Origin of the sequence: Sodalinema gerasimenkoae IPPAS B-353 (assembly GCF_009846485.1) — a bacterium.
Lineage (GTDB): Bacteria > Cyanobacteriota > Cyanobacteriia > Cyanobacteriales > Geitlerinemataceae > Sodalinema > Sodalinema gerasimenkoae.
In genome coordinates, this window is the sequence record NZ_ML776472.1 from 3,639,534 (window position 1) to 3,653,550 (window position 14,017).

The 14,017-nt window shown below is 51.6% G+C and carries 11 protein-coding genes; 7 read left to right on the plus strand and 4 right to left on the minus strand.

Annotation, left to right across the window (positions count from 1 at the left end; translation table 11 throughout):
* The first annotated feature begins 63 nt into the window (after positions 1-63).
* Positions 64-2,133 (plus strand): hypothetical protein, encoded by a 2,070-nt coding sequence (locus L855_RS15835; protein ID WP_159789638.1) that lies wholly within the window; start codon positions 64-66, stop codon positions 2,131-2,133.
* A gap of 77 nt (positions 2,134-2,210) precedes the next feature.
* Here L855_RS15835 and L855_RS15840 read toward each other — a convergent pair whose 3' ends face one another.
* Positions 2,211-3,455 (minus strand): FAD/NAD(P)-binding protein, encoded by a 1,245-nt coding sequence (locus L855_RS15840; protein WP_246198908.1) that lies wholly within the window; start codon positions 3,453-3,455, stop codon positions 2,211-2,213.
* Between the two features lie 146 nt (positions 3,456-3,601).
* Here L855_RS15840 and L855_RS15845 point away from each other — a divergent pair, with 146 nt between their 5' ends.
* The 6 genes from L855_RS15845 (at position 3,602) to L855_RS15870 (ending at position 10,796) form a co-directional block, all read left to right on the plus strand.
* Positions 3,602-4,690: a CobW family GTP-binding protein gene (locus L855_RS15845; RefSeq protein ID WP_159789642.1), complete on the plus strand. Its 1,089-nt coding sequence runs from the start codon at positions 3,602-3,604 to the stop codon at positions 4,688-4,690.
* Positions 4,691-4,939: 249 nt separating this feature from the next.
* Positions 4,940-5,614 carry a GTP cyclohydrolase I FolE gene (gene folE, locus L855_RS15850; RefSeq protein WP_159789644.1) on the plus strand — a complete coding sequence of 225 codons (675 nt, stop codon included), beginning with the start codon at positions 4,940-4,942 and terminating at the stop codon, positions 5,612-5,614.
* A gap of 237 nt (positions 5,615-5,851) precedes the next feature.
* Positions 5,852-6,625, plus strand: a complete 774-nt coding sequence (locus L855_RS15855) for a GTP-binding protein (protein ID WP_159789646.1) — start codon at positions 5,852-5,854, stop codon at positions 6,623-6,625.
* Positions 6,626-6,647: 22 nt separating this feature from the next.
* Entirely contained in the window at positions 6,648-7,475 is an 828-nt protein-coding gene (locus L855_RS15860) for a metallophosphoesterase family protein (RefSeq protein WP_159789648.1), read from the plus strand.
* A gap of 54 nt (positions 7,476-7,529) precedes the next feature.
* Positions 7,530-8,252, plus strand: a complete 723-nt coding sequence (locus L855_RS15865) for a metallophosphoesterase family protein (protein WP_159789650.1) — start codon at positions 7,530-7,532, stop codon at positions 8,250-8,252.
* A 126-nt stretch (positions 8,253-8,378) separates the two neighbouring features.
* Positions 8,379-10,796, plus strand: coding sequence for a HEAT repeat domain-containing protein (locus L855_RS15870; RefSeq protein ID WP_159789652.1), 2,418 nt, complete (start codon positions 8,379-8,381; stop codon positions 10,794-10,796).
* Positions 10,797-10,920: 124 nt separating this feature from the next.
* Here L855_RS15870 and L855_RS15875 read toward each other — a convergent pair whose 3' ends face one another.
* The 3 genes from L855_RS15875 to L855_RS15885 all read right to left on the minus strand — a co-directional run bounded on the left by L855_RS15875 (position 10,921) and on the right by L855_RS15885 (position 13,742).
* Positions 10,921-11,841, minus strand: a complete 921-nt coding sequence (locus tag L855_RS15875) for an NAD(+) kinase (protein ID WP_159789654.1) — start codon at positions 11,839-11,841, stop codon at positions 10,921-10,923.
* A gap of 71 nt (positions 11,842-11,912) precedes the next feature.
* Positions 11,913-12,590 carry a YdcF family protein gene (locus L855_RS15880; RefSeq protein ID WP_159789656.1) on the minus strand — a complete coding sequence of 226 codons (678 nt, stop codon included), beginning with the start codon at positions 12,588-12,590 and terminating at the stop codon, positions 11,913-11,915.
* Positions 12,591-12,605: 15 nt separating this feature from the next.
* Positions 12,606-13,742, minus strand: coding sequence for a citrate synthase (locus tag L855_RS15885; RefSeq protein ID WP_159789658.1), 1,137 nt, complete (start codon positions 13,740-13,742; stop codon positions 12,606-12,608).
* Positions 13,743-14,017: the final 275 nt, after the last annotated feature.

The window sequence follows — 14,017 nt, forward strand, 5'->3', positions numbered from 1 at the left end:
GGCCTGATTGAATAATCAGCAATTGCCGTTAGTATATTATCATTCCATAGCTATGGTTCCAAGATGACTCGCTTCGACATCAGCCGCCGCCAAGCCTTGCAAGGACTGACTCTTGCCGCTATGGGTTTGGTGTTGCGGGATACTCTGGCGATGCAGCCAGCTTTGGCTGAGCCTGAAACTACGACAAGTCTCGATCTCGATACTGAGAAATACCATGTGTTTATCCCTTATGTGCGATCGCGTACTGGGGGAAAACAGGAAATCACCCTACGTTCCGGGGAAAAACTGGAACTCAATATTCCGGCAAGGACGACAGAAAATACAAACATCAGGTTTCAACTGCCAGGTCGTCGAGGCGAGGCGATCGCGATCGCTCACACCCTCTACGACCGAACCCTAAGACTGGCAGATCAAATTTACCAAGAAATTGATAATACCTCCTTCATTCAGGATGCGAGTAAAACCAAGTGTAAACTCGTTTACGAGCAGGTTGAAGATGCCAGGTACATCAATGATCTAACCTCCTTGCAACTGTTGGATTACGTCGTTGAAACATCGCGACTGGATGATTCTGTTAAAGATCGCTACCTATTGGCGAGTACAAACTCAAGACTGCTAGGAATTCAAAATGTGGTTGAGTCCACCCTAGCAACCTCAAGATTATCTCAAGACAAACGACAACTAATTTTGGGAACCTTTGAGTTGGTTCGTGCTGGTGAACCCATTACCGATTTTAAAGCACTCAGTGACCTAGATTCGATTGTAACCGCCTCCCAGTTGCCGCCAGAAATTCAAAATGAGTACACGATTGCTAGTGCTAAATCTAGGGCTATAACGGTCGATTTAATTTTGGTTAAGTGGATCGACGAAAACCCCAAATTTGATGAAAATCAAAAAAATGCTTATTTAATGGCATATCAAGAAGTTAGAGATGGTCGTGAACTATCTAATGAAGATCTTGTCAATGATTTAGATAATTTGATTTTAACATCTAAGATTTCTGATAATGCCAAGCTGATCTATGCAATCACTCGTCAGAATAATAGAACTGAGGGTCAGGATTTAGGCGAACAGGTTATGGCATTTATTCAGGACTATCAAGACGTTGAAAATTTGAAGAAGTCTGCCCAAAAAGTCTATGGCAAGGGTGCCAGTGTTGTTCCTCAAGCAACTCGATTACTCTCGGCGGCTGGAGCCGAAACAGCAACCGGCGTTAGTTTGAGCAGCCTATCGGGAGCCGCTGCAACCAATGCCACCCTTGCCGCTTTGGGAGGTGGCTCTGTTGCGGCGGGTGGTTTAGGAATGTTGGGTGGATTAGTAGTGGCAACTGGAGGAGCCGCTTTGATTGGTGCGGCTGGATTGCTCTCTATCGCTCTAATTTCCGAAATGGACGGAGAAGACTTCAGAAACTTGGGGATTTCGGTGGGAACCGGAACTGTTGCTGGAGCCGCGACAGTTTTAGCCGCTTGGACAGCAGCAAGTACCTTAGGAGTGACTGGCACTCTCTCAGGAGCAGCTGCCATTTCAGCGACAATTTCTGCCCTAGGTGGTTTAAGTATCATGACTGGTGGAGCGGCCCTTGTTGCTTCGGGAACAGCTTTCTTAGTCTGGTCGTTTATGAAGGGACGCAAAAAGCGAGATCAAGGTATTTTGCGACAAGTCGAGACTCGTATCTATACCCCAACAGAAGAGCCTAAACCCAATTCATTAGAGTCATTTTTGGCAGATAATATCCTCGATCAGTATGGGAAAGAAGAAGGGTTTACATCTCCTAATATCCCATTAGACAAACTCTCAACTGCATTGTCAAAATGGATCACGCTTGAAGCAAATGAGCGTGTATTAGCTCTGATTGACTCTAGCTTTTGGGATGATGCTAAAGAAGGAGTTGTTTTAACAGATCGAAAAATACGGTGGAAAGCTTTTGGGTCTAATCCTGACTCAATTTCCTATGATCGCCTGTTTTCGCTGATGGATTCAGATTTGTCAAATTTGCTGATTAATGAAGAACGACGAGATGATCTCGGTCGGGTTGAGGAACTGACCAATATTTTTTCTGAGGATAATGATGAAGATCGATGGGTTCAAGTTTTAACCTCACTGAAACAACAGTACACCAGTTTTTCCGTTTAAGTCGAGGCAACCTATACAGGTTTACCGGTTGGTTCGCTCTAGAGGTGTCTATGAACCCTCAATCGCCAACCACTCTCCTAAGCCACCCTGGCTAAACTCGACTTGGTTAAAGCGGGAACAATGCGTTGACTCGCTAACTTCCCGCCATAGATATTTCGGGCCACCGGCCCCACTTGTAACGCCGTCCCCGGCCCCATCAGAAACAGTTGTGATTTTCCCCAGCGTAAATGGTCATCGAGTTGAGGAAGTCCCGCCACCGTCTTCAAAGGATATCGCCGTTGTACTTGTTGCAATAACGGATGCTTGCGGATATCAAACTCGCTTCCTGTAGCCAGCCAGAGACGGTCAACCCTCGGTAACGACCCTTGGGGTTGGTCGCAGTCAATGTCCCAAAGTCCTTGATTCCAAGTTGCTCTTGTGATTTGACAATTTTCTAAAAATCGAACCCGTCCCTCTCGTTCTAACCGCCGCAATTTGAATAAAACCTTCGGGGTCAGAGAGCCGCCATTTCGCGCCTCTTGAATCATTTGCCATCGCCGCCCCCAATCCAATTCAGCCTGAAACCCCTTGAGATATTTTGGCCCCAACCAACCGGGATCAGCGTCAAACAACTTCTCATAAAACTGTCGCCGAGCCATCAACGTCACCCTGGCCCCCCGACGAATCGCTCCCAAGGCTAAATGACCACTGGTTAATCCACTCCCAACAATCAAAATTTCCTCTCCCCCCAGATGCAAAGTTCGCAAATCAATCTGACTCGAATGCTGCAACCGCTCCGGGGGAGAGGTGGGTGCAATCTCCGCCAGCCAGTCGGGGAGTCGTGGAGAACCGCCGCCAGTGGCCAGGATGACGCGACGAGCCAGACTGGGGGGATGATCTTGGATATGTAGCCGAAAGCGATCGCGGCCCTCAATCTGGATCGGTTCGATATCAGTAATGCTGGCCCCAATCACTCCATCGCCCAACCCCCAGCGTTCAATCACATCCTCGCAAAATGCCTGGAACAGTTGCGTTCCCGGTAAATCATAGGGGGGGAATAACTCCGAGGCCCGATTCGTGGCGAAGGCCCGTAAGGCATAGGGATTAGGATCAGGATGATGGACAGCGGGCGATCGCAGATGGGGAATTTCTAAGGCCCCAAACTGCTGCTTCCATTGAGCCATCCAGGTTCCAGCTCGATCAAACACCACTAGGCGATCGCGCAATGAGGCTTTTTTCTGCAACAGATGAGTGACCAAAGTCAACGCCTGCGGGCCAGCACCTATGATAGCAATATCAACGGTTTCGGGAATTGGCTTAACGAGAGGATCTAAAGATGACACGATCAGTATGGTAACAAGATTCACTATCTTATGTATAATAAGAATCATTCTCGTTTTTGACGAGTCCAGGTCCCCAACCGTACCTCTGGGGACTTCCCTGACAGCCTCACCGAACCGTTGGCTCCACACACGTTCCTATTTTCACTATGTCTAACCCGATTACGGCTTCTGACACTCCGATCGATCTCCCCAAACAGGGAATGCCGGTAACCATCATTACGGGGTTTCTCGGCAGCGGCAAAACCACCCTCCTCAATCACATCCTGAATAATCAACAGGATCTGAAGGTTGCCGTCTTAGTCAATGAGTTTGGCGATATTAACATTGACAGCCAACTGCTCATGTCCATTGACGAGAACATGGTGGAACTGAGCAATGGCTGTATTTGTTGCACCATCAATGATGGCTTAGTCGATGCCGTCTATCGCGTCTTAGAACGGGGCGATCGCATCGACCACCTCATCATTGAGACCACCGGAGTCGCCGATCCCTTGCCGATTATGTTGACCTTCCTCGGCACCGAACTACGAGACTTCACCCGGCTTGATTCCGTCCTCACCACCATTGACGCGGAAACCTTCACCCCAGACTGTTTTGACAGTGAAGCCGCCAACAAACAAATCATCTATAGCGATATCATTCTCCTCAATAAAACTGATTTAGTCCCCAAATCCCAACTCGGCCAACTCGAACAGGAACTTCGCAACATCAAAGAGGGAGCGAGAATTATACGCTGTCAGTTTGGGGAAGTGCCCTTACCCCTAATTTTGGACGTTCAATACAACCACACCCAGGACTATCAACAAGAAATTGAGGAAGAAAAGGCTCACGAGCATCATCATGACCATGACCATGATCACGAGCATCATCATGACCATGATCACGACCATCCCTACGAACATCACCATCACCATTCCAGCCATCTCGACAACGATGGCTTTGTCTCCATTTCCTTCCAGAGCGATCGCCCCCTGTCTCTAGAACGCTTTCAAAACTTCCTCGATCAGCTCTCCCCATCCATCTTCCGAGCTAAAGGAATCCTCTGGTTTCAAGAAAGCGAGCAAAAACACATCTTCCAACTCAGTGGAAAACGGTGTGTCCTCAACGTCGATGATTGGAAAAACGCCCAACCCAAAAATCAAATGGTGTTTATTGGCCGCCACCTCGACGAAACCCAGCTCCGCACTAGCCTAAAAGACTGTCTCAATTCCGAAGTTCTCAGCGGACGACCCTAGTCCCTTTCTACCTAGCCCAAAAAACGAGATTCCAACCTGGCAAAAAACAAAAGTTAGTGCTATTCTAGAAATAGTTAACTTTTGTTAAGAAAATCACTCACAATCTAATTTCTGAGACCTTATTTGCTCAAAAAATGAGACGAATTCCAAATAATTGGCAATGAATTTTTCACTTTTTTTGCTCACCCCAAGGTGTCGATAGTCAATTATTACGTCTTCATTTCCCATTAGCCCTAAGCCTTTGTTCTAATGACTTTAGACAGTTCTAGCAATCTAACCACCAACGGACAGTCCATCCCGTCCAGCATCAACTCTGTTAGCAGTTCCATTCCCCCAGCCACCCGTGCCCGCGTTTCACGAGCCGAAATGGAGCAAGCCGTGCGCACCCTGTTAATCGGCCTCGGAGAAGACCCCGATCGCGAAGGATTGAAAGACACCCCAAAACGAGTCGTCAAAGCCCTGCAATTTCTCACCCAAGGCTACGATCAATCCCTCGAAGAACTTCTCAACGGAGCTGTTTTTCACGAAGACACCGATGAAATGGTTTTAGTCCGGGACATCGATATTTTCAGCTCCTGTGAACATCACATCTTGCCCATCATCGGACGAGTTCACGTAGCATATATTCCCAACGGACGAGTGATCGGACTCTCCAAAATCGCCCGTATTTGCGAAATGCACGCCCGCCGTCTGCAAGTCCAAGAGCGACTCACCGCCAGCATTGCCGAAACCCTACAATCCGTGTTACAACCCCAAGGAGTCGCCGTTGTCGTCGAAGCCACTCATATGTGTATGGTGATGCGGGGAGTTCAAAAACCCGGCTCCTGGACAGTCAGCAGTGCCATGCGAGGTGTCTTCGCCGAAGACGCACGCACCCGCCAAGAGTTTATGAGTCTAATTCGCCATAATCCCGCTTTCCACTAAACTAGCTTGGTGAAAGGGAAGAAGAAGGGAACAGGGAACAGGGAACAGGGACAACCCCATCCCTATTCCTCTGTTCTGCCGACCTGTCCTCGGGCAGCCACAGCTCGACGATCGCTCGCTGACCGCAAGGGCGTGCCCCTACGTGGTTTCCCCCTTGCCTCTTGCCTCTTGCCTTCTCTTCCCCTACTGCCTACTGCCTACTGCCTACTGCCTTCTCCTCCCCTACTGCCTTCTTCTATGTCTAATGTGTTCCTCGTTGCCGGCCCTTCTGGAGTAGGAAAAACCCACTGGATTGCCCAACAACTGCAACAATATCCTCCGAGTCAACAAATCGCCTACCTCAATCTCGGGGCGGGTTCCTTTCCTCTTGATGCCAGCTATTTACAAACCCTGCACCCCAAACTGGACTGTCTGAGCGACGAGAACGCCCCCGTCAAGCTAGTCGAACATCAGGGGGCGACAAATCCCATTTATATCGAAGTTGGCTTTCATATCGCCTTAGATTCCCTGGTGTTGCCCCTTGTGGATTGTCGTAACATCGTCCTAGTTCCCCCCAAGGGCCCGGAGACAGACTGGCATCATTGGCCAGAAGCCGAGGAGGTGATTGTTGGGGTGGGAACCGCAACCGAGTCCATTGTCAACTTGCAAATGCAGCGGGCTTTACTGTCTGGGGAAGTTTTCGATCCACCCAGTTTAGATGTTTTCTGGCAAGAGTTAATCCAAGGTGCCTATGGCGCGGTTCAACGGGCAAAAGCCATCTTTAATATTGCCGATGGACAGACCTTTTTATTTAATTTTATTTCCGGCTTAGAAGGCAGTGACTATCTCCCGTTAAACCGTCCCTTATGCTTGGATGGTCGCCCTCAGGGGTTTAGTGGCCTAGAAATTGTCGGGGAAGGACTCGACGGTGCTGGAATTCGGGAAACCCTACAGGATTGTTTTGTAGCTGATGAAATGCTGGCGCAATATCAAGCCTATTTGAAAACAGAACAAGCGACGATCGCCAATTAACATCAGATTATCCTAAACTATCATGAAACTTGCCGTTTTATCCTGTATTCACGGAAACCTAGAAGCCCTAGAAACGGTCTTACATGATGTTGAGACTCAAGGCTGCGATCGCATCATCTGCTTAGGCGACTTAGTGGGCTATGGCCCCTATCCTAACGAAGTCGTCGATCGCATCCGTAGCCTAGAAATTCCCACTGTTCAAGGATGCTGGGATGAAGATATTGTTGAAGGCCTCAACGCCTGCGAATGTAGCTATCCCTCCCTATTGGCAGAAAAACGGGGACTTCGGGCCCATGAATGGACCAATCAAGTAGTTCGGGATGATGTGCGAGAGTATCTGGCCCAGCTTCCTGTTAGCCTACGGGATGGAAACCTCTGTTTCGTCCATGGAAGTCCCAACAGCCAACATGAGTATTTAATGCCAGAACTCGATGGCTTCATCGCCCTAGAACGGGTGTTATCCACAGAAGCCGATGTCTTGTTTTGTGGTCATACTCATATCCCCTATGTGCGATCGCTCGACGATACAAAAATTTCAATTTCCGTTAAACAAATTCACCCCGATGGCCCCCAATCCGCTCCCGTGGAACAGAGTCTATCGACCCCCATCAAACGGCTCGTGAACGCCGGTTCCGTCGGTGAACCCCGCCACGGCCGACCCAACGCCACCTATGTGATTTATGATACGGAGAGCGAAGCCGTCGGCTTGCGGGAACTTCCCTACGACTACGAAAAAACTTGTGCGGCTATCGTTGAACAAGGACTGCCTAAAATTTTCGCTTGGCGGCTCTCCCAGGGCCTAGAATTTGCCGAACGGGCTGATGATCCGCAGCATTTATGTCAACGCTAATTTTTCAAGATAATTTTATCTCTTTGAACCTGACGTCATGAGGGTATTCATAGTTTGACTGACCTATTTTCAGAACAATCCCATTGGGCGATTTTAAGTGGTCTTGAAGGCAATTTAACCGCCTACAACGCCGTTTTAGACGATATCCGCAAACAAGCCATTCCCGTTGACGCGATTTATATTCTCGGGGATGTTGTCGGCTTACATCCCCAATGTTCACAACTCTTAGAACAGTTGCGATCGCCCCAAGCCGGAGAACCCAGCCCCCAAATTTGCACCGGCTGGTGGGAAGAACAATGCTTTAACCTTCACGGAGTCGGGCCGGATCCTCAAGCGTTCGCCTTAAAGGAGCGATATGGAGATGAGGGAGTCGAGGCCTTGTGGAACGCCGTTCCTCGGGAACAGGTTGAGTGGTTGCGATCGCTCGATTTCGGATTCATGGAATTAGACGCACTCCTCATTCATGGCAGTACCGTTGGCTACGACGACGAACTCACCCCAGACACCCCCGCCAGCGTCTTGTTGGATCGTCTCATCCGGGCTGATGCGAACCAACTATTTTGTGGACGTTCCGGGTTAGCCTTCGAGTATTGTTTGAAATCGGGACAAATCGCCTCACGACTGACAACACTCGACGGCAGCCAAGCCCCCATTTCCCAAATTCTGAAACCCCGTAAGGTCGTCGGAGTCGGCAGCGTTGGACGAATCCCCAACCAAGCCAGTTATTGTTTATATTGTCCCACTACCAATAAAGTCGAATTCCGCCAAATCTCCTAACATTCTCCCTTTATTGCCCATAGAAGTGGAAATAGAAGTGGAAATTTAATCTAATTCAAGACGTTACTAGCGGCGGGTGAAGCGGAACGTTATGCGCGCAACTCGCAACTATTGAACTTTGATTGATTGGCAAGCGATCGCGACTCAGGGGGAACTTGGGTAGGGGCGATCGCGTCTACAGAAAATCCTCCTGCCCCCGTGACCACAATGATCAGCCCCTGGTTCGTCATGACCCTGAGACGGCATAGCGTCCGCAGCCGATCGCTACTGAGCCGTTCTGGCCTCGTTTTGGGACTGTTGGCCTTGGGCCAAGTGCCCGCCTTTCCCCAGGCGATCGCCGAGCTAGATTGCCATAGCCGTCCAGCCCTGAGCGCCTATCTTCTCAGTGATGCCGCCCGCCCTAACTACCCTCTGATTAGACAGTGCGGCCCTGGGGTGATCCCCCACTTGATCCATCTGCTAGAAACAGAAACCACCGCCACCAACCGCACCTTGGGCAATCGGATAACCCAGGCAGTATCACGGTTTGGCCCCGAAGCAGCCCTGCCCCTATTGGCCGTGGCCCAAACCAGCGAGAACGAAACAGCCCGGTTGTTCGCCCTGCGAGACTTACTCGAAGAAGATGTAGTGCGGCGGATTGCCCTGGCTACCTCCGCCTCTGAACTCGGGTTTCCCATGCACTATTCTGAAGGACATGGCCTTGCCTATCGCATTGGCCTCTTGACGACCCTAATGGAGGGGTTGGGCCACCTGGCCAGCACCGATCCTAGCCCCCAGATTCGTATCGCTGCCCTGCGCCCTCTGGGGGATATTGCCTTGGAGCTAGAGCTTCGTCCCCAAGTGGCAGCAGTGGGGGTCGCTCAACTCCAACACCCCGACCCAGAAGTGCGGTTTGCGGCGGCGATGATGCTGGGAGAAGCCTTTTATCGGGCTGACCCTGAAGCCGTGACCCTGGTGGTACCGGCCTTAATTGAAGTGTTTGTGGATGACCCAGAATACCGCCCTCGCATCGCAGCCGCAGGGGCGCTAGGCTTCATTGGCCCCAGTGCAGCGGCAGCAGTGCCAACCCTCTTAGCTGCCTTTGCCGAGGATGAGGAAATGGTGTCGGCAGGGCTGGCCCTAGCGCAGATTGCTACCCCAGAGGCACGAGCCGCCATTCCCCTCTTGGTAGAGCGCTTTCACCAAGAGGAGTCGGTGCGCTGGGCCAATGCCCTGGTACAAATTGGGGCAGATCAAGAGATTGCCATCCCCGCTCTGTTGCGGGTGCTGGCCACCCCCCTCGCCCAAAATCGCTCCGTCGGGATAGGATTTAGAGAACAGGCCGCCGAGCTTTTGATTCCCCTAGGCATTGGGGCCGATCAGGCAACTGCCTCAGCCCTGCGGCAAGAACTGATGTGGATCGGCTCTATGGATCCAGAGAACCGGGTGCAACGGGCAGCCCGCATGGTTCAAGAGCGCATTGAACAAGGCAACCCCCACCTGGTCTCGGCAGGCCGGGCCGATGCCCCCACTCAGACCACCGATATCCCAGAGCAATCTAGGGATGAAGTTCCCCGACCTTGGGCTGAGCTGCAATCGAGGGATCTCGAACAACCGTTACTCGGGGGTGAATATAACCGGATCATGGGATTGATGTGGTCTGAGGTAAACGACCAGTCGAATGCGCGATCGCACGCCATCACTATCGCTTGCGATGCCCTAAGCCGAGACATGGCCTATCTGCGCGGGCGCGTCCCCCGTCAGATCGAAGATGCCTACCGCCAGATGGCCCCCTTCCAAACTAAAGCACTGTCCGAGACGTTGCCCGCCTCAGCCGGGCGGCAATCTACCGCCGTTTTTGATGAGATGGAGGCCGAAACCCTGCTGGAGCTAATTCGGTCTGGTGACGACTACACCTATATCGAATACGAGCAGTTGCTCAGTTACCTTGTAGGACTAGATCTCGCCGCCTACCTAGACCCCGCCCAAGACGATGTGCCCCTCTCCCGCGCCGAATTCCTTGCCTATCTGGAAATCCTCTATCACACACTTCAAGACCCGGGGGGGCAACTGGGACAGGCTGAAGAGTTTTTGCGGGAGGCCGATCGCCTGATTCAAGAGCTGCTGACGATGCTGCAAGAGGTGCGGCGATCGCTGGCCCTGCTGGAGTCTACCCAAGGGAGTTCGGGGGGAAATTTAACGACGTTAGGGCTACTGCCCACCACTAAAGGGAACCTTTCCCAAGGGTCGTTCAGTGAGGCGATCGCCCCCCGATCACCTCAGCCCATGGCGCAATTTATCCCGCTACTTGCGATCGCCATCGCAGACGATGCCCCCGTCACCCGCCGCGATTTTTTGTTGGCCATGCTGGATCTGATGCAGGATCTGATGGCCTCCTTTCTGTTTCCGTCTTCTCTCCGCCCCCTGAATCAGTGTGGTAACTATCGAGTGGGGGGCTTTGTGGACCCTGCCGAGGAGATAGGCGGGGAGGTTCGGAATCTGATGCAGCCCCTCTACAGCCTCAACCTAGAAATTCTAGCTCTGGTGCGCAATCAGACTCGATAACAGAGCTTGTCAAAAAGCACAAAACTCAGTCTAGTCTGACAGGAATAGGGCGTGCCGCTTGTGATATGCCTCTACTCCATTTTTCTCCTCTTGGGAGGGGTAAGGGGTGGGTTCTCCCTCCTTCTCAATTCCGATGATTATTATCATAATGAAGCCTTGCCCCCGCCCAAAGAAGTTTTTCCCGTAGAGTTTTGAAATAGGAATAATCGTCTCGTAAAATCAAAAACTGTGCCTGGAAGTCTGCCATTTTGACATCCACCCGTTGCCCCGGCCAAATTGCCGTCGCCAACACCCCATCCATCCAGAGTTTTGTATTTAAATCCCGATCTTCAAGGGGCCAAATACTCACCACCACCCCAGGGGGGAGAATCAGGGGACGACTGGCTAAACTCAGAGGGCAAATGGGCGTCACGGCGATCGCATTCATCCCGGGGTGCATAATCGGGCCATTGGCAGACACCGTATAACAGGTCGATCCCGTGGGAGTCGCCACCAATAACCCATCCCCCTGATATTGATCAACAATTTCCCCGTCAATTTCCATCTCTAGAATCGACGTGAGCATTCGATCCACCGCCGCTGGCTTAATGCACATTTCATTTAAGGCCAAATAGCGATCGCTCACCGGTTCTCGATTCAGGCGATCGCCCTCAAACAACGCCGCCTCCAACATCATCCGCGACTGAACCGCAAAACGATCCTCCAACAGGCGATCCCAAACCGCTTCCGTCTCCTGGAAACTATCAAAGGGTTCCGTCAAAAACCCCAAATGTCCTCCCACATTCACCGCCAATAGAGGAATCCCCTCGGGCGAGAGATGACGGGCCGCTGTTAACGCCGTTCCATCCCCCCCCAACACAATCCCTAAATCAATTTTCTGAGTCGACGAGGCCAGAAATACTGGATAGGGGTTATCCTTGGGGCCACTCGGGCCCAACAATACATGACAGCCTCGGGCTTCGAGTTCCTTCGCACAGCGTTCCGCCCAGGATTTTGCCGATGAATCCCCTGCCTTGTGAGCAATAATGACCTGTTTCAGTTGCACCGTCGATCACACTCCTCTAGCAATGAATAATCCGGTCTTATCTCGTTTGTTGATTAGTGAAGACTAAGATTTTACTCAGACCAAGAGTTCAGCGTCCCCAAGCTTGGCTGAGTTTCGCTGTAGATCGGTTGAGGAGACAGAGATAAACGGGGAGAAAAGCGATCGCGTAACGTTGAGCCAGTATAGCCCGTGGCCAACCAAACCAACGCCCGCACCCCGTCGCGAATAGACTTATCAATCGGTTCAGGGGCCAATTCAGAGGGAATCGCTACCGGGCGGAAACTGATATCTCGGCTTCCCAAGACAATCTCCCCAATGGCGGAGGCGCGGCGCATATGATAATCCGACGTAATCAGATAAATGCTGCGGATCTCCTGCGATCGCAACTTATCCACCAGAGTCGTGAAGTTCGTCACCGTATCCACCGCGTCGTAATTCAAATAGAAGCGTTGCCGAGGAATCCCCGCCTCCGCAAACACCCATTCCGCATATTCCGGGTTACTTCCCCCCGATACCCAAACCGTCAACTCCGGATGAGTGCGTGCAAAATCCGCTGCAAACACCTCTCGGTCCGGCGACCCTCCTAGAACCAACACCGCCTGAGGAACCCGAGTCCAGCGGAGATAGAGACGAAAGCCCCCCCACCCCAACCCGAGCAACGTCAGGAGAGTCAGCAGCCTAAGCCCCAGCTTAAGGCGGCTAGATCGTACCCGTTGTCTGGGTTGGGAATAGCGACAACCTAACTGCATCGACAACCGCCCTCCCTAGCGTTTTTCTCGGCTAACAAAGGGGCGTTCGCGCTGTCCCACATAGATTTGAGTGGGGCGGAAAATGCGGTTTTCGTTGAGTTGTTCCTTCCAGTGAGCCAACCAACCCGCCACCCGGGCGATCGCAAACAAAGGCGTAAACAGATCCGTCGGAATCCCCAACTTGCGATAGACCAACCCAGAATAAAAATCTACATTGGCATAAATCCCCTTCTCACCCAGGCGGTCCTCAACTAACCGTTCCAACTCCACGGCAACCTCATAATAGCGATCGCCCCCGAAGCGAGCAAACAGTTGTTCCGCCAAATCCTGCAAAATCTTGGCCCGAGGATCTTTCACCTTATAGACACGGTGGCCAAAGCCCATAATCTTGCGTTTCTGGCGAATACAGTCATCCAAATAGGGGGCCGCATTCTCCACCGCCCCAATCTCTTCGAGCATTTCAATGACTTCCTCATTGGCCCCACCATGAAGTGGGCCTCCCAGAGTCCCCACCGCCGAGGCAATGACCGCATAGGGGTCTGTCAACGTCGAGGAGGTAACCATGGCCGAGAACGTAGAGGCGTTAATCGAATGTTCCGCGTGCAGCATCAAACAGATATCGAACACATGGGCCGCCAAAGGGTCGGGTTCTCGTTCTCGCAGCATATAGAGGAAATTCGCCGCATAGCTGAGATCATCGCGAGGCTGCACCGGATCATTTCCCTTGCGGATTAACTGAAACGCCGCCACCATCGTGGGAATCTTCGCCAACAAGCGAATCACCGCATTGCGAATATAGATGGGATCATCCAACGCCCGCCGGGAATAGAACAATCCCAACGCCGCCGCTGATGCTTGTAGCGCATCCATCGGGTGACCACTTTCAGGGAAACATTTCATCATGTCCCGAATGCGGTACTTGATGCGGCGGTGGTAGCGAATATCATGCTCAAACGCTTCCAGTTCCGTCTGACTGGGTAACTCTCCCCAGATCAAGAGGTATGCCGTCTCCAAAAAACTACTGTGTTGGGCTAAATCTTCAATGCGGATGCCGCGATATTCTAAGATGCCCTGCTTGCCGTCAATATAACTAATACTGGACTTAGCGGCTGGTACCCCTTCTAAACCGGGTTTGTAGAGATCGACCGACATAGAACCCCTCGTTAACACAACGTGCGTAATACTTTAAGCTGCTATTCTCCCACGAATCCCCCCAAGAGGATGTCATGGAATGCTTTTAATTGCCCCACTTGTTTCAAAAACAGCCCTGAGACAACCGGCGAATCAAGCTAGTGAGTGCAATCCTGCTGAGCGCCCCGTTTACCTTACCATACGGGAGATTTTCCTGGCATCGGACTCAAACGGGCTAGGACAAGCACAAACCCACCCCCTACAATAGCCCTACCCGCGCTCCCCCTTACCCCTTT

Coding starts and splice junctions, on each gene's coding strand:
- L855_RS15835 (WP_159789638.1), top strand. CDS start 64: ATGACTCGCTTCGACATCAGCCGCCGCCAAGCCTTGCAAGGACTGACT.
- L855_RS15845 (WP_159789642.1), top strand. CDS start 3,602: ATGTCTAACCCGATTACGGCTTCTGACACTCCGATCGATCTCCCCAAA.
- folE (WP_159789644.1), top strand. CDS start 4,940: ATGACTTTAGACAGTTCTAGCAATCTAACCACCAACGGACAGTCCATC.
- L855_RS15855 (WP_159789646.1), top strand. CDS start 5,852: ATGTCTAATGTGTTCCTCGTTGCCGGCCCTTCTGGAGTAGGAAAAACC.
- L855_RS15860 (WP_159789648.1), top strand. CDS start 6,648: ATGAAACTTGCCGTTTTATCCTGTATTCACGGAAACCTAGAAGCCCTA.
- L855_RS15880 (WP_159789656.1), bottom strand. CDS start 12,590: ATGCAGTTAGGTTGTCGCTATTCCCAACCCAGACAACGGGTACGATCT.
- L855_RS15885 (WP_159789658.1), bottom strand. CDS start 13,742: ATGTCGGTCGATCTCTACAAACCCGGTTTAGAAGGGGTACCAGCCGCT.